Below are 18,570 nucleotides of genomic sequence, written 5' to 3'. Positions count from 1 at the left end.
CCTGTATAACCATTTACCAATGGCCAAGATACTTCTTCTTTCATCCAATATAACGCGGGACCCTTATCCTGTTTACCCCCTTGGAATGGCCATGATAGCCCATGATTTACTTTCCCGCGGGCATGAAGTAATTGAGTGGGATTACCTTGCTGAGGGTGAATCACTACAGGGTCTGACGGATCTTGTAAGGGCACAGGAGCCTGATGTCATTGGCATCTCTATTCGCAACATAGATAACTGCAGTTACAATAATACAGTCTCCTATGCACCGTTCTATCAGGATATTATCAGGGTATTGCGGCTCTGTACTGAAAGTCCTATTGTCCTGGGGGGTGCAGGGTACTCATTGTTTCCCGAGATCCTTCTGGAAAAATTGGGGGGAGATTACGGGATAGCGGGGGAGGGTGAGGTGGTTTTCTCGCACCTTGCCGAGGAACTTGCTGCCGGAAGGAGACCGGTCACAAGGATATTAAGAAACGAGACCCCTTTGACAGGGGGGGAAACTGCAGCTGCAGGAAGAAACCCTGGATACGCGGAGTATTACATCAGGCATGGTGGCATGATGAACATCCAGACCAAGCGGGGTTGTCCGCTAAGATGCGCTTACTGTTCTTACCCGGCGCTGGAGGGCAGAGTTTACAGGTACCGTCCGGCCTCAGTTGTGGCTGACGAGATTCAATTGCTCATTGATAAGTACCATGCAGATTATTATTTCATTGCAGATTCTGTTTTCAATGATCCGTCAGGACACTATCTTGAGATAATAGAAGAAATAGTCCGCCGCGGGATACAAATCCCCTGGATGGCCTATTTTAAACCTGACCGGTTTCGCCTGCAGGATATCGAACTGATGAAACGTTCAGGTCTGAAGGCTGTAGAATGGGGAACTGATTGTTCTACGGACATAACACTGAAGGGGATGGGTAAACATTTTTCATGGTCGGATGTAGAAGAGAGCAACAGGCTGTTCAGCTCTGCAGGTATAAGCTGTGCCCATTTTATCATATTCGGCGGACCAGAGGAGACTGAACAGACAGTTGAAGAGGGACTTTCAAACATTGACCGTCTTAACGACTGCGTCGTCTTCGCCTCAACCGGGGTCCGGGTAATACCTGGTACACCGATTCACAGGCGGGCGGTCATGGAAGGAATGGTCACTTCAGCAGATGACCTTATCGAGCCTTTTTTTTACTTCTCCAGGGATGTCGCCGCCTCCTTTCTCGACCAGGCCATCAGAAGGTCTTTCGGCAGCAGAATAGACAGGGTCTATCCATTTGAAAAAGATGCAGACAAGGTAAGGGCATTTCATAATCTTGGTTATAAGGGACCTATCTGGGACATGCTTCTGGGAAAAGGTATCAACCTGGAAAGAAGACGTAAACGTGTACAATGATAAACATCCTGATCGTCATACCAACATTCAATAACCTGAAGACCCTGCGGACTGTGACTGAGAAGGCCGTGAGTACAGGCCTTAAGGTCCTCGTGGTAAATGACGGAAGCACAGATGGCGGTCCGGAGACTCTGGCAGGACTGTCAGTCACGCTGCTCGACTTTACAGATAACAGGGGCAAAGGGAGCGCCATCCTCTCTGCTGCAGAATGGGCAGAAACCAATGGATATACCCACATAATTACAATTGACGCAGATGGTCAGCACGATCCGGGGGATGCGGCCCTGTTTCCCGATCTGATAAGGGAAAATCCGTGGACGATTATCGTCGGGACCAGACAATTTGGAGAGATGGTTCCATTCTCAAGCCGTTTCGGCAGGAAATTTTCCAACATGTGGGTCTGGATTACGACAGGATGGAGAGTCCCGGACAGTCAGAGCGGATTCAGGGCTTATCCTGTAGCAGCGCTTCGGCAGGTTAAATGCCAGGGCCGGAAGTACAACTTTGAGGTTGAGATTCTTGTAAGGGGTATTTGGGCTGGACTGTCCATCGTTCATAAGGACATTTCCGTTCACTACTCTGATGAAACAATAAAGGCGTCCCATTTCGATCCTCTACGGGACAATGCGAGGATATCATGGACCTACACGCGGCTGGTACTTAGGAACTTTCTTCCATGGCCGCATAAGGTGATATTTAATACAGACAGTGAAGAGAAACTTTCTATCCTCCATCCGATCAGGTCATTCAAGCTTCTTCTCCGGGAAAGCCTTTCTCCTAAGGACATGGCCTTATCGTCAATGCTCGGGGTCTTCCTTGGTGCACTCCCGCTGATTGCGTGTCATTCCATAATGATCTTTTTTGTAGCCACCCGGCTCAGGTTGAACAGACTGGTGGCGCTGAGTGTCAGCAATATCTGCATGCCGCCTTTTGTCCCAGGCCTGGCCGTAGCAGTTGGTTATTACATGAGGCACGGCAGTTACCTGACGGAATTCAATATGCAGACACTCGGCTATGAAGCGCCCCAGAGATTATTGGAATACCTGATAGGTTCATTGATAATAGGACCGGTTCTGGCCGTATTAGTTGGAGCTATTGCCTTTCTAACCGGCATTTTCTACCAGAACCTCAGAGTTTCCAAAGGTACAGATGGTCAAAGGGGGTAATTCAGGCAAGGCTCATAATCAACAGACCTATGGCAGCAGGATTGGTTACGGGATATTCCACATCCTGATAAGGGTGACAGGTCCGATACCAGCGTACCTCCTGCTCGCATTCATTCTCCCGTATTACCTCCTGATAAGGACCAGTGCGAGAAAGTCTGTATATTACTATCTGAGACACAGGTTTCCTGATCAGGGGAGGATAAGGCGGTTTTTGGCCGCGACATACTATCTTTATCAGTTCGGCAAGGTTCTAATAGACCAGGCGGCTATCGGTATCCTTGACAAGGACTGCTTTCAGGTTGATTTTCCCGGACAGGAGAACTTATACAATCTTGCACAGAAGAGGAAGGGGATGGTCCTGCTGACTACCCATGCCGGCAACTGGCAGACGGCTATGGCGACGATGGATCACATAGGGACCAGAGTGAACCTGTTGTTTAATATTTCGAACGATGAAGGGCGGCATTTTTTCGACCTTGCCGGGCAGCGCGACAAGTTCCACTTTATCCCGCCGACCGGCTTCCTGGGTGGAATGGTTGAGGCGACTAATGCCCTCAGGGCCGGGGAGGTGGTAGCCATAATGGGAGACCGGGCATGGGGGGCAAAGACAATGGAGATGGAATTTCTGGGGGAAAAGGCTTTATTTCCTGTAACCCCCTATTATCTTGTTGCAGCCACAGGCGCTGACCTGGTGGTTTCGTTAACTGTAAGGACCGGCAGCATGACCTTCACTATTGGGGCTGAACAGATCAGCAGCGACCGGGACTGGACACAGATGCCGAGGGAAGAGGCAGTAAAAACCCTCTTGCAAAGGTATGTATCATGTCTGGAAGAATACCTTGAAAAGAACCCATATATGTGGTTTAATTTCTTTGATTTCTGGGGTACAAACAAAAAGGAAATGGCGTAAATACCAAGAGGAGGTTTAAGAATTGTCACTCGAGAACGAACTAAAATCTTTAATCATCTCCGAGTTGAAACTTGTGGATGTGACACCGGAGGAGCTGAAGGACGATGATCCTCTGTTTGGCGAAGGCCTGGGGCTTGATTCTCTGGACGCTGTTGAACTGGTTGTTCTGCTGCAAAAACACTACCAGATTGAAACAAAGGATCTTGAACACTCAAGGGAGGCATTCGCCTCTGTAAAAACCCTTGCAGATTATATAAGGGCCAGCCAGAGTAAGGGATGAAACCGTTCATTGCAGGTATTACCGGGCTCGGGGCTGTCTGCTCAGCCGGGGATTCTCTTAAAACAATAATACCGGCGCTTTATTCGGGTAAGAGAAGCCCTTCTGCCCCTGCTATTTTCAGTACAGAAATTGACAAGATAAGTCCGGTATTTGAGGTCCCATGGACACTGGCCTGCATTCCTACCCGGAACGATTCATCCAAGGCCGCCATGAAAGCCACACCATCCAGGACATCCCTTCTGGCACAGACCGCTGTCATGGAGGCTTTGGAACATGCCTGCCTTGATAACAAGGCCCTGCAGGGAATACGGGTCGGGGTGGCCATCGGGACTACTGTAGGATGCACTTTGAACAATGAACCTTTTTACAGGTCTTACAAAAATAAGAAGAACCCGGAAATAAATCCGATAAACAATTTTCTTGCCAACAACCCGGCCCTGTACATCGCCGGGTTATTCAACTGCAGCGGTCCTGCAGTCACCATTGCCAACGCCTGCTCATCCGGTACTGACGCTATTGGATTAGCCAAGTCCTGGATAGAGAACGATATCTGTGATATTGTTCTCGCCGGCGGGGCGGATGAGTTGTGCCGAACGACCTATCTTGGTTTTACATCCCTGCTGATTACTTCTCCGGAACCTTGCAGACCATTCGACCTTAATAGGAAAGGACTGAATCTGGGAGAGGGCGCCGGTATAGTTATAGTTGAAAGTAATGTCTCTGCTGAAGAGCGGGGCATTCCTGTCCTCGGTTATGTGAAGGGATATGGAAGCAGCGGGGATGCGCACCACCCCACAGCCCCCCATCCTGAAGGATCGGGTCTTCGCCGTGCAATAGACATCGCATTAAAAGCTGCCGGTGTTTCGGTAAATGATATTGCATTTATTAATGCCCATGGCACCTCCACTCCGGACAATGATAAGGTGGAAGGGAAAGTTATCGCGGAGATGTTTCCGGACTCAGTCCCGGTCGTTTCCACCAAGGCATACACCGGACACACCCTCGGGGCGGCCGGAGGTATTGAGGCAGTCTTTACGATTAAGGCGCTAATAGACAAGCAGCTACCTGCAACCGCTGGTTTTGAGATATTTGACCCGGAATGCGCTATTACTCCGACTACAAAAAACAGACCGATAAATGGCACAACAGCCATATCTAACTCACTTGCCTTCGGAGGTAACAACTCCGTCTTGGTTATAGGTACGGAACAGGCATGAGCACCCGGGTTTTGGGGATCGGCACTGTTTCGGCCCTCGGGTGCGGAATAGAAACAGTCAAGTCTGGCCTTGAAGGAAAGGTCAGTCCGGCGATTGAGGAACACACGATTGAAACAGCGGATGGAGAGGCATCTTTAAAAGTATATACGGCAGCGGTACGCGGTCTTGACCGCTTTGTCTCGCGACCGGCCATGCGCCGGATGGATCGTTTCATCCAGATGGCCCTATTATCATCGTATCTTGCGATAGAGGACAGCGGCATAATCCTCGATGACAGGACACGGGTTGGGATAATTTTCGGCAGCGGCTACGGTCCACTGCAAACCACATTCAGCTTCCTCGACAGCCTGATAGATTTCGGTGACAAATGCGCCTCTCCCACCCTTTTCGCCAATTCGGTGCACAACTCCCTTGCCTCCCATGTCTCTATATTACTCAAGCTCCAGGGACCATGTCTGACGGTTACCTGCTTTGAACAGACAACGTTTTCAGTGATGTCAACTGCTATTAACTGGCTGAGAGACGGGACCGCAGACTATGTGCTGGCAGGGGTAGGAGATGAGTATTGTGATGTAAGGGGCTACGCAACGCTGATGTCGGGCAGCCGCGGGTCTTCTGCTATCAGGCCTTTGTCTTTTGATGAATGTACATATATGCCTGGTGAGGGTTTTGCAGCCTTCCTGCTGGGGAAAGAATCCGGTGACAGGGCATACTGCAGCCTGAGCAGATGTGAAACCGGACGAAGGGAACTTTCCTGCGATCACGAAACACTGTTTCTTGCCGCAAATGGTGATAGGGATACAGGACGGTTTTATAAACCGTTGGCAGACAACAGGAGGGTTCAGGCATACTCACCACTCTATGGAGGCATGCCGGCAGGAAATGGCTTTGATATTGCTATAGCAGCCCTTTCATTGAAAGAGGGGGTTGTTTATCCCTCGCCTGACAAGTCAGATGAGAACAATACTGATAATACAGATAATAATGCAAATACTTCAGAAATAAGCTGCATAGGCTTTGACAGAAACGGAACCTGCAGCCTATTCACCCTTGCGAAATAAATAGGGATCTTCAGGTTATTGTTGCAAATACCCCCCTTTAGTAAAGGGGGGTATGCGATGCTGAAATACAACAGGGCTCTGAAACAATACTCAAGGGAACATAGAAAGAATATGACTGATGCAGAGAAATTTCTTTGGGATAAAGTAAGAGGAAGGCAACTTAAAGAATGTCAGTTTTACAGGCAAAAGATAATAGGCAATTATATCGTAGATTTCTATTGTCCAAAGGCCAGACTTATTATAGAGCTTGATGGAGGCCAGCATTACACTGAAGAAGGCACTATAAGAGATATTATAAGAGATAAGTATATGGAAAGTTTAGGTGTCAAAGTTCTCAGGTTTTCTGATAGAGATGTTTTTGAGGATATTGAAGGAGTTCTTGAAAAAATATGGGACAATTTATAAAAATCTCCCCTGACCCCTCTTTTTCAAAGAGGGGAAGTATAAGAAACAGAAGTTGTCGTATTTTGATTCTTGGTGTCATCATAATTTTCATAAGCAGCGCCTCCTTTCTCCACGGCGCGGATAGGTCTATTGAACCATACAGGGAATTAGCCGCATCCGAAATGGAAGTCATCTTAACGCAGATGACAGATAATATACAATCTGTGAAAAACCTGAAAGCAGAATTTATTCAGGAACGTCACATGTTAATGTTCCTCGACGTCCTGAGCTCCAAAGGGGTTCTTTACTTTGAGATGCCTGATAAACTGCGGTGGGAACTTACTGAACCTTATGCCTCAATCCTGATATTCAACAACGGCAACGTAGCCAAATTTAACCTCGATAAAGGGAAATTTGTCAGGATGAATCTTGGAATGGAGGATATCTTCCGGGAATCGCTGAGACAGATTATTTCCATCATACGCGGGGATTTCAAAAAGGTTCAGAAGGACTACAAAATCTCCATGGCCCTTGGAAAGGACTACCTCCTTGTTATGAGGCCGGTTTCCGCCGGTATGGCAAAGGTCATCAAGTCCCTCGATCTCTCCATAGACCGGAAAACAAACTTCGTGACAAAGATAATTATCCGTGAACCCAGGGGAGACTCCATAGAAATCAGATTTTCAGATCAGGAAGAGAATAGCTCCCTTGACCAGCGTCTCTTCGATCTGAAAAATCCGCTTACGCCGAACCTTCCTGTCTCCACTTCAAATAAAGGTAAATGAGAAAGAGATTATTCTTTATACTCTGCTTTTTTTCTTATGCAGTTGCCGGCTGCGCGGGAATGAAATACTCAGTGCCTGTCCCGGCCGATCATGCCGAAGGGCAAATGGAACGGATGCTGGAACGTATAGACCCTTACCCGGGAGAGTTCAGACTGTCTCAGCATATCATCATGAAGGTCAGGGATAAGGAGAATGATTTTCCCGGTTACTTGCTTGTGAAGAGAAAGAAAGGTTTCCGTGCCATTGCCTTTGGGGAGATGGGCGGAAGGATATTTGACCTCATCGAACGTGACGGAAAAAGGAAGATCGCGGTCAAACCGGGGGCCATGCCTTCAAACCCGTTATTAAACGGGGTCATGGGAGATATAAGGCACCTGTACGATATACGGGAATCCGAAGATGCCTATCTATCCAGGAATGAGAAAAACACCCCCAGCCTTGTCGTGAGAAAAGGGGAAGACAGCGTCTTCGAGTATCTATTCTCAGCCGGCGGTGATCTGATTGCCTCATTGGAGGCAGTTGACGGGAGGCTGGTAAGGAGCGTCAGTTATTCCGGCTACAGATTATACGATGGATGGGAAAGACCACTACCTTCCATGATAACCCTTGTTAACTACAGATGGCATTATGAACTCAGGGTAGATCTATTAAAGATTGATGCCGGACCAGTAGACGAACAAATGCTGTTTGACAATAAGAACGAAGAATGAATAATTGAAAATGCAGGGACAGCGATTGCCGGACAATTTCAGGACGAGATTCTTCCTCAGCATATTCAGGCATAAAGCACTTGTGCTTTCCGGTTTTGTTATAGCGACAGGTTTGTTTATTTTCGTCGCAGCCGGGATGAACCTGAAGGAGGATATCATGGACCTCCTGCCAAGCCATGACCCTGTGGTGAAAAAATACAAGACAGTCCTTACCAGCTTTCACAGCTTCGATTACATGCTCATTGATGTGGGACCGGAAGTTGAGGGCAGTGTACCACCCAGGGATGAGCTGGTCAGGGCCGCTGACACGCTTGTGGAAAAGATGTCGGCTTCAAGCTATTTCAATGATATCCAATACAGATTAGTTGCAGACGACATGATGTCTTCTTTCGGTGTACTTAAGTTGCACAGGGCCAGTCTGTTTACAGAAGAAGACAAAAGAGCGCTGGAGGAGAGGCTCAGGACAGAGTCTATCCGGGAAACGTTCCGGGGTTGGAAAAGACTCCTTACAGAATCCCCTGCGCCCTTTCTTGCCGATTCGTTCAATAACGATCCTCTTGCAATAGACACCATCCTTCTGAAAAAGCTGGATGACTTCAAGTCCATGGGTGGAGAGGTTAAAATGGATGATGGGAGGATCTTCAGCAAGGACATGAAGCACATCTTTATCATTGCCCAGCCGGTTTACCCGGGGACTGACAGCAGACATGCCAGGGAATTGATAGACTTTATGGACAGGACAATACTGGAGACTAAAACGGTCTCTCCAGGTTTGATAAATATTGCCTACATGGGAAGTCACAGGTTTGGACTTGACAATGCGGACATGATCAAGAGAGACATCAGGATGACATTGTCTCTATCTGCTGGTTCCATTGCCATACTGGCGCTTCTTGCCTTCCGCCGTCCGTTTGTAATGTCGCTGCTGACCATGCTTCCGGCCTTTTTCGGAGGGGTATTCGCATCGTGCATGATTATGCTGGTATATCCGGGCGTTTCTGCCATAGCCATTGGCTGCGGGGCAATGCTGCTGGGAATTGCAGTCGATTTCGGGATACATTTCCTTTACCATGCAGATCAGGTATCTGCAGGAGACACCAGCCGGTCTGACATAATTCATATCCTGGACAAGTTGACTAAACCGCTTATGCTTACTGGTGCAACGACCCTGATAGCATTTTTGACACTGGAACTTTCGGTACTCCCGGGTTACCGGCAGCTTGGTCTGTTTGCTGTATTCGGAATAGCAGGGGCATTTATATTTGCACTTATCGCCCTGCCTCTTCTGATACCCAGGGCAAAATCTACGTTGAGACACCCAGTGATCAACCTGACAGTCATTTATCCAATGTTTTTCAGATGGGTAAAGGGGCATAGAAAGGTGTTGATTATAATTGTAGCGGCCCTTTCTATTACGTCTGCTGTCGGTATTTATCGTCTGGAGTTTGAAGGAGATATTCAGAAGCTGAATGCGGTCTATCCCGACACAAAAAAGGACTGGGACACTGTCATAGGGTCATTCGGAGGCATGCTCGACTCCACATCGGTAGTTGTAAAAGGAAAAGACCTTGAAGAGGCCCTTCAGCGCAACGAGATGCTTTACTCGCGGCTTCGTGATATGCGCGAACAGGGCAAGGTGCAGGGAAGTAACTCCATTGCGCCACTTTTCCCAAGCAGGTCCAGACAGGAGGAAAACAGGCAGAGATGGAAGGATTTCTGGAGCAGGGAGAGGCTTGACCGGGTTATGAACGAAGTCGAGAAAATCAGCATGGAACTCAGGATCCGGCCTGAGAGTGTCAGGGAAGAATTGTCAAGGCTTCCCGGGCCAATGCCGCCTCTGGAGCTTGAAGGTTTTAATTCAGGGATACTAAGGACAGTTGCCGCAAACCAGATTTCCTTTAACGCAGACGGTGTCATGATAATGACTAACCTTCAAAGTATTAATGTTAGTGAATACGCAAACATTGCATCCGTGATCGAGGATTCTGTACCCGGTGCCATAATGACAAACGGGAGGCATTTCGTCCAGCACATAGTCGGCCTGATCCACAGGGAGATGATGAGGCTCGGTGGTGTAACCCTCTTTTTTGTAGCAGCAGCCATGGTCTTTTATTCGAGGAGGCTCAGTTCATTCGTCAGTCTCATGCTTCCTTTATTCCTGAGTCTCTTCTGGACATTCGGAATTATGGGATGGCTTGGAATTAAGATCAACATTATGAATGCCATGATAGTAATCTTTATCTTCGGAATAGTTGACGACTACTCAGTTTTTTTACATGAGGCGTGGAACCATTCAGCTTCTGGAAACGATACTCACCTTTCCCACACAAGCGGCGCTATTACGTTGTCTGCGATCACGACTTTCCTGGGATTAGGCTCACTTGTATTTGCCAGACATCCGGCCCTGCATAGTATAGGCGCTACTGCCATTCTTGGTATAACCTTCGGGCTTGCATCGGTCTTCCTGACTGTACCCTTACGGGGACATAAAACGGGTCATGTTGATTTTACGCGGCTTTGAAGTATAATAGGCGCTGCCGGCCGGTCCGGCAGTAAACAAGGTTTGAATCATTAGAAAAATGCCAGGTATTGAAACCATTTCTGAGGAAGTCTGCTGCTTCCTGCGTAAGAATATTATTGCTGAAGGTGTTTCTTTCGATGAGAACAGCTCCCTGAGTTCGCTGGGGATAGACTCTTTCTCAATAATAGAGATACTTTTGTTCATCGAGCGGCGCTATAATATTGTTGTACCGGAGAGCGATCTGACCCCTGATAACCTGAGGTCAGTGGCTTCACTGACACGCTGTATACACAGCAAATCCCTGGGAGATTAATATCAAAGCGCATGACAATAACATGCCCGGTCACGTCCGCCTGACCGGGGGTGATTTTTTCAATCTGGCCATGGAACTGGGGACGGTAAGACCCGGGCCCCCTGCGAATATATGCCGGCTCGTTCTGCACCTGGATGGTTACCTCAGCTCCGGGTCGCTTCTGGAAGCAATACGCAAGACAGGAATAGAGAACTGGCTGGCAAGTGCACGTTGGTCAAGACCCATACCCTTTTTTATCCCAAGATGGAAAGCTAACGGGAATGGGAACGGGAACGACTTTTTTATTCATGAAAACGAAATGGCAGAAGACGACCGCGGAAAACTGCCTCATACTGTCCTGTCCAGAAAGGTCAGTCCTTTTAACCCGCCTGCCTTTGCATTCGACCTGCTCCATTACCCATCACGAAAGAGCAGTCTTGTAATTACGTGGCATCATGCCCTGATGGATGCACGCGGGGCCGAGATGCTCTCTGCATATATAGGAGTGACAGTGAAAGGCAAAGGCCCCGCTAAACCCTTTTTCTTTGAAAGGCCCGCGACGATGAAAGAAGATGTCTCCTCATGGCTCAGGCTGCCTGCGAGATCGTGCTTTGCGAGAAAGGCCATTCATACTGCCGCAAGTTACTCCCGGTCCCCAATAGCCGCCATTGGGACATCAGCAAAGTCAAAATCCGGAGAAGGAAAGGATCAGGTATACAAGATTATTTCTTTTGATGTAGAAGATACCTCAAGCATTGACAGGGCCTGCATCAGCGCTGGTGCAGGCTTCAAAATCAGCATCTACTTCCTGGCAGCTGCTATAAGGGCCTTTGACAAGGTTATAACCTCAAGAGGCTGCAAACCGTCTGCATATGTTGTTCCCGTACCGATTGATACAAGGAAACGTGGTTCTTTGGGGCCTGTATTTGGTAACCATATCACCTTCCTGTTTTTCAGGGCAGAGCAGGAGGATATCTCATCAATGAACAGACTCGTCACAGAACTTAGTAGACAGATGACGGAACAGATACGGGGTATGATACCGGAGTCATTTACTACTACTATGGAACTTTTCCGGAACCTCCCGGCAGGAATTCTTGCACTACAGGCTGCCGGTCCGACCAAGGGGCAGATTGCCAGTTTCTTCTTCTCCTTTCCCGGGGATACATGCCCGGGTCTTGACAGTTTCCTTGAGGTACCTGTGGTCGAGGTACTTCATCTCCCTCCTGTTTCAGTCCCCCCGGGGCTGTCTATCATCTTTAATAAATACCGAGGTAAGCTGTCAGTAGTACTTTCTTTTGTCGAAGGATGGTTTGACCCTGATGAAATAGATTTGCTTGATAGTTCCATTCGCAAAGAACTGTTTCACGAGTCTGACCTGTTAGACTGATGTACGGAAAAGATCCATCCATAAAATGCGACGTACTTGTAATAGGAGGAGGTACTGCAGGGATCGCTGCATCAATCTCTGCAGAAAGGGCAGGCTGCCGGGTTCTTTTGCTGGAAAAATACGGTTTCCTTGGTGGTATTGCTACAGCCGGAATGGCAGGCACTATGTGCGGACTTTATCTTCGTGACACAAACCATAATGTTGAGCAAGTCTGCGGCGGGTTTGCAAGGGAATGGGCGGATGAGATATCTAAACGCTCAGACATTAAACCTGTGCATATGGCTGAAGGGCTTTATGTGTTGCCATATGACCCCTGGGATTTTCAGAGGACGGCAGACAGGCTTATTCGCAGGGCAGCGGGGGTCACAATGGCCCTTCACAGCACCGTGATCTCAGTAGATATCGAAGGGTGCAATGTTAGGGAGGTAAGGGCCCTGATACGGAACAGGTATGTTTCATTCAGGCCATCCTGTGTGGTGGACTGCACTGGTGATGCGTCGGTTTTGTACATGGCGGGGGCACCGGTAGATGAAGAGACAGGGGTGCAGGCGGCTGCAGTAGTCTTTTCGCTGGATACCTTTAAGCGGGCTAAAGACAGGGAATCCAGGTTAGACGTGCTTCGTGACATCCAGAGGGCTGTCAGGGATAAACAGCTTTCAACAGCCTGCGAGGCGGTATCATTAATCCCGTCAGACAGTTTGAACAATCTCAGGCTTAAGGTGAATCTCCCTTATGATTCTTCAAATGACTGGAATAAGTTAACTGAGTTGGAATTAAGGTCGAGGGATGTCATGGAAGAATTAAGCTTTTTCTTTAAAGCCGGACTATCACGCCTGCCTGTAGAGGTCGGTGTCCGAAACGGCAGGAGGGCCCGCGGCAGGGAGACATTAACAGAAGAGGACATCCTGGAGTGTCGTAAATTCCCGGATGGGGTTGCCTGCGGGGCATGGCCTATGGAAGAATGGGGGCTGGATATCCGGCCTCGAATGACTTATCCGCCAGAAAAAGGATATTACGAGATTCCTATAGGATGTCTTATTCCGGAGTCCCTTGATAATGTTTTTGTTGCAGGCAGGTGTATCTCGACGTCGGCTAAGGCCATTGCATCTGCACGAGTAATAGGTGTTACTCTCTGCACCGGATGGGCAGCAGGCAAGGCAGCGGCCTTCCAGGCAATGAACAAACCCCTCTCGGTAGCTGTGAAAGAGTTAAGGGATGAACAGGTAAGGGGGCGGGGGCATGATCCATGAATGTATGTGAGATACTCGCGAAGTCAGCAGAGATGTGGCCTGAAAAGACAGCGGTGATTGACAGGTATGGCGCTGTTACCTATAGCTCCATGTACAGAGAAATGGAGTCCATGAGTAGAAAGCTAAGAGAGTTGGGTGTGGAACCGGGGCATGGGATTGGAATTATGGCAAGGAACGGTCGTGAATTCATTATTACAGCATTCGCCAGCCTCCAAACCGGGGCCGTCATCCTCCCCATACATTATCAGATAAGGCGTAGTGAACTAAACGAACTCCTTGAGACATGCAGTATCCACGCGGTCATAGACGATATGAGCGGGATAAAACCTGTTGACGGTCCCTCTTCAGACCTGCAAATCGAGGGAGCCGATCCCCTCAGATTTACCCGAACAGATACAGGCTGTTCAGCAGGCCCTTGTGAAAGGAAACCTATAACTGAAACTTTTGAAGATGCGGCCTTTGTCCGTTTCACCTCGGGTACAACCGGGAGGTCCAAGGGAGTTGTAGTCTCTCATCGAGGTATTATAGAGAGGACTGCAGCAGCCAACAGGGGGTTTGCGTTGTCTCATGAGGACGTTGTCCTGTGTGTGCTTCCTATGGCCTTCCACTTCCTGGTCTCAACGGTACTGTATCTCGAGGCAGGGGCGACCATAATCATCTGTCCAGACCTCCTGGCGCATTCTATAATCAACCAGGCAAACCAGCATTCAGCTACCTTCCTTTATGGCTCGCCAATGCATTACAGACTTCTCACTTCTGACGCATCAGACCTCGGATTCAGGACCATCAGGCAGGCAGTATCTACATCTTCCTCCCTGCCTTCTGATATCTCCCTGAATTTCTATGACAAGTATGGTGTTCCAGTCAACCAGGCATATGGAATCATTGAGTGCGGCATCCCTCTGATGAACCTTAAAAATCCTTTAGAGAAACCCGCTTCCGTTGGTCGTCCACTACCGGGTTACGAGGTTTCCATACTGGACGATAGACTTCAGGAAGTGCAGAATGGGGCGGTGGGTCAACTTGCCTTCAGGGGACCGGGGTTGTTTTCAGGTTACCTCAAACCTCCTGGACACGCAAGGAACATCCTCAGAGAAGGGTGGTTTTTGAGCGGGGACCAGGCATTAAAGGACGATGACGGGGACGTAACCATTGCAGGCCGAACCAAATCCATGATCAATGTGGCAGGGAACAAGGTTTTCCCGGAGGAGGTGGAGGCGGTTGTAAACCGCCACCCTGATGTTCAAGTATCCAGGGCCTATAGTAGTCCGCATCTTTATCTGGGTGAGGTGGTGCATGTCGACATCGTTGTAAAAGACCCCTCCGCGGAGATTGACACAGAAGGGCTTGTGAGATTCTGCAGAGAACATTTGACAAGTTACAAAGTGCCGCAATCTATTACAGTCGTAAGGGAGATAAACGAGACATTAAGCGGAAAGATAAGTCGGGCAGGGGTATAACAAATGGGAAATAAAGAAAGAAAGAAAATCCTCTTCATCCATCCTCTGGGCGTAAACTGGAGGCCTGGTGAGTCGGACATGGCCAGGATTGCCAACATCATGCCCCCCATAGGACTTTGCAGTCTTGCTGCATGGGTTGAAAAGCATGGCCACGAGGCGTCCATTCACGACTGCTACGCATTCCCGGCACAGGATGACATGATCATGGACAGCATCAGGCGGGAGCCCCCTGAATTCGTCGGGTTTACAGCAACTACTTCCAGCTTCCTGGACGCGGTACGGATTGCTGAGAAGATAAAGAATCTGAACCCTCGCATCACCATCATCTTCGGCGGGGTTCATATTACTGCCCTCCGTGAGACCCTCATGAAGGACTATCCGGTCATAGACTACGGAGTGGTCGGTGAAGGTGAGATGCCCCTGTTGTCCCTCATGGAAGAGGAGTACAGTTCACTGGACGAAATACCCGCACTTATGTACAGGAAAGGCCCGGAGGTCGTATTTACGGGTTATGGGAAGAGGAAACAACTGATGGAGATGGACAACCTGCCGTTCCCGGCGTATGGAAAGTTAAAAGGCTTTCCCGGGGCGTATAAGCTGCCGATCTTTAATTATCCGAAGGCCCCCAACACTACGATAGTGTCCAGCCGCGGCTGTCCTTATAAGTGCAGCTACTGCGACAGGACTGTATTTCAACAGTCTTTCAGATATAACTCTGCAGATTATATGTTCAGCCTGGTCAAATATCTTAACAAGGATTATGGTGTGAGGCACATAAACTTTTACGATGACCTGTTTACATTCCACCGCAAGAGGGTTGAAGAATTCTGCAATCTCATGACCAGGGGAGGGCTGGGAGTCACATTTAATTGCGCAGCGAGGGCCGAGCATGTTGATCTTGACCTTCTGCAATTGATGAAAAAGGCCGGTTGCTGGATGATCAGTCTTGGCATCGAAACAGGCGACCCCGAACTGCTGAAGCAGCACAGATCAAACTCTAATCTCGACATGATTCGGGAGAAGGTGGCGCTGATCAGAAAGGCCGGCATCCGCACAAAAGGGCTCTTTATGATGGGACTCCCGGGTGAGACCGAAGAGAGCATCAATAAGAGCATCCATTATGCCCTCAGTCTTCCGCTAAACGATATGAACCTCGCTAAATTCACCCCTTTCCCAGGCTCACCCCTTTATAAAGACATCCGAAGCTATGGCAGTTTTGAAGAAAACTGGGAGATGATGAATTGTGCCAATTTTGTTTTTATCCCGACAGGTTTTACAGAAGACCGGCTCGAAGAAAGATACAGGGAGTTTTACAGGAGGCACTTTGAACGTACTCACATCCTCTTAGATTATGTGACGATGCTATGGCGTTCCCCGGAAAGCTGGATGCGTTTCATGTGGAACTTGAAAGACTTTCTGAAGATAAAGAATTCTTATAAGGGAGAAAAAAGACATGCCGGCAAGGTTGAGTGATGAACCCGATTCCCTGTCAACGGAGGGACCTTATCTGCCAAAGAGAACTGACATGTTGAAAAAAACCATGCCACCTGAGAAATTGATATCAGAAGTAGTAACTTCGTTTGACTTGTAATATGCATTGTAATGAAGGAACTCTTCCTGTCCTGCATACCCTGATATTCTAATACCTCCAGAAAGGGAAATAGTCGTCTTCGGACCCATGGCAAAATTGACACCCGCAGCCGGTCCTATCCCGAATGCGACAAGTTTTAAGTCCACGTCATTACGATCTCCTTCATAATACGCCAGTCTGACCTGAGGACCGAGCCAGAAGCGGATATTTGGATTCCGGACAACACTTATTCCGAAGGTGTTGTCCACGGAGATACCGTTAAATTCAATGGTACCTCCTGAAGGAAATTCGATATCGTGCCTTTCTAAACCTACGTTTAGCCGGTAATTAAAGACACTTGAATCCATGGGAGAAGTGTCTAAAACGAAACCAATACCGGCGTTTCGCGTGTCGACATTAAATGTTGAATCGTTCCAATTATTGTACTGCGAACCCTCGTACTCCCAATCTCCGCTCCCTCCTCCTAACTCGATGTATGGACCCAAACCGACTGCGTATACTTGTGTTGTGCCCGTAAAAACCAAAACCAGAGATAAAAAAACAATGACAAAGAAGCTTTTCATTTATATCCTCCATTTCCTTCTTCATCTTATCCTACCAGAGTTCCCTCGGATAATCGCGATATGCCTTACGTAAGCATCTCGAATATGCATATGAGGCATAAAGTACGCGGACTATGTCCAGAAGAGGTATTCTATTTCCAGTCGAACGAAGTGGATTTTTATTTCCCCCTTCTGAAACCAGACTGGAAAAGTGTTTGTAGAACTGGCGCAGGGGCATCGTTGTCTGGCTTAACGGATGCATGCAATCGTGTAATGAGAAGGGATTTCCCACGAACTTGTCTTTTTCTTCAAACCATGCAGGGCTTCCAGGTGAAGGAGTAAACACGGTAAAGGTAACCTGGGCCGGCGGCATACCCCTGACATAGTTTTGAAGGCGATCAAAATCCTGTTCTGAAAATGCAGGATTCACCATGAATCCGGCATGGACAGCAATACCCATTTCCCTCAGCAACTTATGCGCTCGTTCATTATCAGACACAGTGGCGCGCTTTGACAGGTCTTTGAGCTCCTGATCCGACGTAGCCTCGAAACCGAGGAATACCCCGTCCAGGCCGATTCGCCGCCACAGCCGGAACAGTTCCGGTTTATTATTAACAGTCGTTGAACGGGCCCAGGCGAAATAACGCTTTTTTATGCCGCGCGCCTCAATAGCCTCTGCCACCTTACGGATGTGAGTTGTATTCATGAAGGTCTCATCATCACAGAAATAAATATGGTCTGCGTTGATATTTTCTATCTCTTCAGCCACCTTTTCAGGAGGCCTTGTCATGTGGCGTTTTCCGTACAGGGTTGGGACCACACAGAAGGTGCAGGTCATGACACATCCATAGGACGTTCGGACAAGTGCAACAGGAGGAAATATCGTTTCCCAGTTAGTGTGGCCTTCCTTTACCCATATAGACCTGTATTTGTCCATGTCCCAGAGATCCCGGCGAGGGAGGGGTATGTCTGAAGGGTCAGGAAATGCCGGCATCTTTGAAGCCCCTGCATACTCTAATTTCTCTCCCGGCACCATCACGTTCTGAATGCCATGAAAATCTTTGCCTGCAGCGGCATGTTCAACTATGGTACGAAATGGTGCGCACCCCTCTCCTCGGACGATGGCATCAATATAATCTTTGTTATAATCATCGGGTAATACCGTTGCATGATGTCCCCCCACAACGACCAGCGCCTTGTTTAATACATTGCGCACAACCTTTGCAAGGTCTAATACCTTTGACACCTCATGGGTATAGCCGGATATCCCTAAGATATCCGGCTTGAAATCCGTCAACTCTTTCCTGAAGACTTGATCCGGTTTTTCAGTCAGCCGCAGATCCAGAACGCGTGTAGTGTGTCCTTCAGGCACTGCCGCCGCGAGGTATCCAAGTTCTAACGGCTCAAGAAATATGAATGACCTCAGTCTGTTAATCGTATTTAATGCGGCTTTAGGTTTGACCAGTAATATTCTCATATAGAATACCCTCGATCCACATTATATTTATGCGGGTCACGATATTATTGCCGCTTTCTACTGTCAATGTCAACAACATGTCAATTATATAATTTCCCTGTTGCCAACAAATAGAATTGACACCAAATATTTTGGAGAGTA

Annotated in this window: 17 protein-coding genes; 15 read left to right on the top strand and 2 right to left on the bottom strand. The window is 48.3% G+C overall.

Going from position 1 to position 18,570, the window contains the following annotated elements:
• Positions 1–19 precede the first annotated feature (19 nt).
• The 15 genes from IT392_07795 to IT392_07725 are packed head-to-tail and all read left to right on the top strand — an operon-like array spanning position 20 to position 16,292.
• Positions 20–1,393, top strand: a complete 1,374-nt coding sequence (locus tag IT392_07795) for a cobalamin-dependent protein (protein MCC6544387.1) — start codon at positions 20–22, stop codon at positions 1,391–1,393.
• Positions 1,390–2,559, top strand: a complete 1,170-nt coding sequence (locus IT392_07790) for a DUF2062 domain-containing protein (GenBank protein MCC6544386.1) — start codon at positions 1,390–1,392, stop codon at positions 2,557–2,559. Before IT392_07795 ends, IT392_07790 begins: the two co-directional genes overlap by 4 nt.
• Positions 2,543–3,469 carry a hypothetical protein gene (locus IT392_07785; GenBank protein ID MCC6544385.1) on the top strand — a complete coding sequence of 309 codons (927 nt, stop codon included), beginning with the start codon at positions 2,543–2,545 and terminating at the stop codon, positions 3,467–3,469. The genes IT392_07790 and IT392_07785 overlap by 17 nt, the downstream gene beginning before the upstream one ends.
• 22 nt (positions 3,470–3,491) lie before the next feature.
• Positions 3,492–3,749 (top strand): acyl carrier protein, encoded by a 258-nt coding sequence (locus IT392_07780; GenBank protein ID MCC6544384.1) that lies wholly within the window; start codon positions 3,492–3,494, stop codon positions 3,747–3,749.
• Complete coding sequence (locus tag IT392_07775) at positions 3,746–4,966, top strand: beta-ketoacyl-[acyl-carrier-protein] synthase family protein (GenBank protein ID MCC6544383.1); 1,221 nt, start codon at positions 3,746–3,748, stop codon at positions 4,964–4,966. Before IT392_07780 ends, IT392_07775 begins: the two co-directional genes overlap by 4 nt.
• Complete coding sequence (locus tag IT392_07770; GenBank protein MCC6544382.1) at positions 4,963–6,027, top strand: beta-ketoacyl synthase chain length factor; 1,065 nt, start codon at positions 4,963–4,965, stop codon at positions 6,025–6,027. The genes IT392_07775 and IT392_07770 overlap by 4 nt, the downstream gene beginning before the upstream one ends.
• A 57-nt stretch (positions 6,028–6,084) precedes the next feature.
• Positions 6,085–6,432, top strand: a complete 348-nt coding sequence (locus IT392_07765) for a DUF559 domain-containing protein (GenBank protein ID MCC6544381.1) — start codon at positions 6,085–6,087, stop codon at positions 6,430–6,432.
• A complete protein-coding gene (locus tag IT392_07760) occupies positions 6,417–7,196 on the top strand; it encodes an outer membrane lipoprotein carrier protein LolA (GenBank protein ID MCC6544380.1) in 780 nt (259 codons plus the stop codon). Before IT392_07765 ends, IT392_07760 begins: the two co-directional genes overlap by 16 nt.
• The gene (locus IT392_07755; GenBank protein MCC6544379.1) at positions 7,193–7,906 is read left to right on the top strand and encodes a hypothetical protein; all 714 of its coding nucleotides are present in this window, start codon (positions 7,193–7,195) and stop codon (positions 7,904–7,906) included. Before IT392_07760 ends, IT392_07755 begins: the two co-directional genes overlap by 4 nt.
• 25 nt (positions 7,907–7,931) lie before the next feature.
• The gene (locus tag IT392_07750; protein ID MCC6544378.1) at positions 7,932–10,427 is read left to right on the top strand and encodes an MMPL family transporter; all 2,496 of its coding nucleotides are present in this window, start codon (positions 7,932–7,934) and stop codon (positions 10,425–10,427) included.
• A gap of 58 nt (positions 10,428–10,485) precedes the next feature.
• A complete protein-coding gene (locus tag IT392_07745) occupies positions 10,486–10,740 on the top strand; it encodes an acyl carrier protein (protein MCC6544377.1) in 255 nt (84 codons plus the stop codon).
• Positions 10,741–10,762: 22 nt separating this feature from the next.
• Positions 10,763–12,109 carry a hypothetical protein gene (locus tag IT392_07740; protein MCC6544376.1) on the top strand — a complete coding sequence of 449 codons (1,347 nt, stop codon included), beginning with the start codon at positions 10,763–10,765 and terminating at the stop codon, positions 12,107–12,109.
• On the top strand, positions 12,109–13,359 hold the full coding sequence (locus IT392_07735) for an FAD-dependent oxidoreductase (GenBank protein ID MCC6544375.1): 1,251 nt from the start codon (positions 12,109–12,111) through the stop codon (positions 13,357–13,359). The genes IT392_07740 and IT392_07735 overlap by 1 nt, the downstream gene beginning before the upstream one ends.
• Complete coding sequence (locus IT392_07730; GenBank protein ID MCC6544374.1) at positions 13,356–14,819, top strand: AMP-binding protein; 1,464 nt, start codon at positions 13,356–13,358, stop codon at positions 14,817–14,819. The genes IT392_07735 and IT392_07730 overlap by 4 nt, the downstream gene beginning before the upstream one ends.
• A gap of 3 nt (positions 14,820–14,822) precedes the next feature.
• Positions 14,823–16,292, top strand: coding sequence for a radical SAM protein (locus IT392_07725; GenBank protein MCC6544373.1), 1,470 nt, complete (start codon positions 14,823–14,825; stop codon positions 16,290–16,292).
• A gap of 30 nt (positions 16,293–16,322) precedes the next feature.
• On the opposite strand, the gene IT392_07720 is transcribed toward IT392_07725, so the two are convergent.
• Both IT392_07720 and IT392_07715 read right to left on the bottom strand, forming a co-directional pair.
• Positions 16,323–16,895 (bottom strand): hypothetical protein, encoded by a 573-nt coding sequence (locus IT392_07720; GenBank protein ID MCC6544372.1) that lies wholly within the window; start codon positions 16,893–16,895, stop codon positions 16,323–16,325.
• A 109-nt stretch (positions 16,896–17,004) separates the two neighbouring features.
• The gene (locus IT392_07715; GenBank protein ID MCC6544371.1) at positions 17,005–18,429 is read right to left on the bottom strand and encodes a cobalamin-dependent protein; all 1,425 of its coding nucleotides are present in this window, start codon (positions 18,427–18,429) and stop codon (positions 17,005–17,007) included.
• Positions 18,430–18,570: the final 141 nt, after the last annotated feature.

The organism is Nitrospirota bacterium (genome assembly GCA_020846775.1).
In the GTDB taxonomy this organism is placed as follows: Bacteria; Nitrospirota; 9FT-COMBO-42-15; order HDB-SIOI813; family HDB-SIOI813; genus RBG-16-43-11.
Note: the sequence above shows the minus strand (reverse complement) of the source record. Positions and strands in the feature narration are given on the sequence as shown.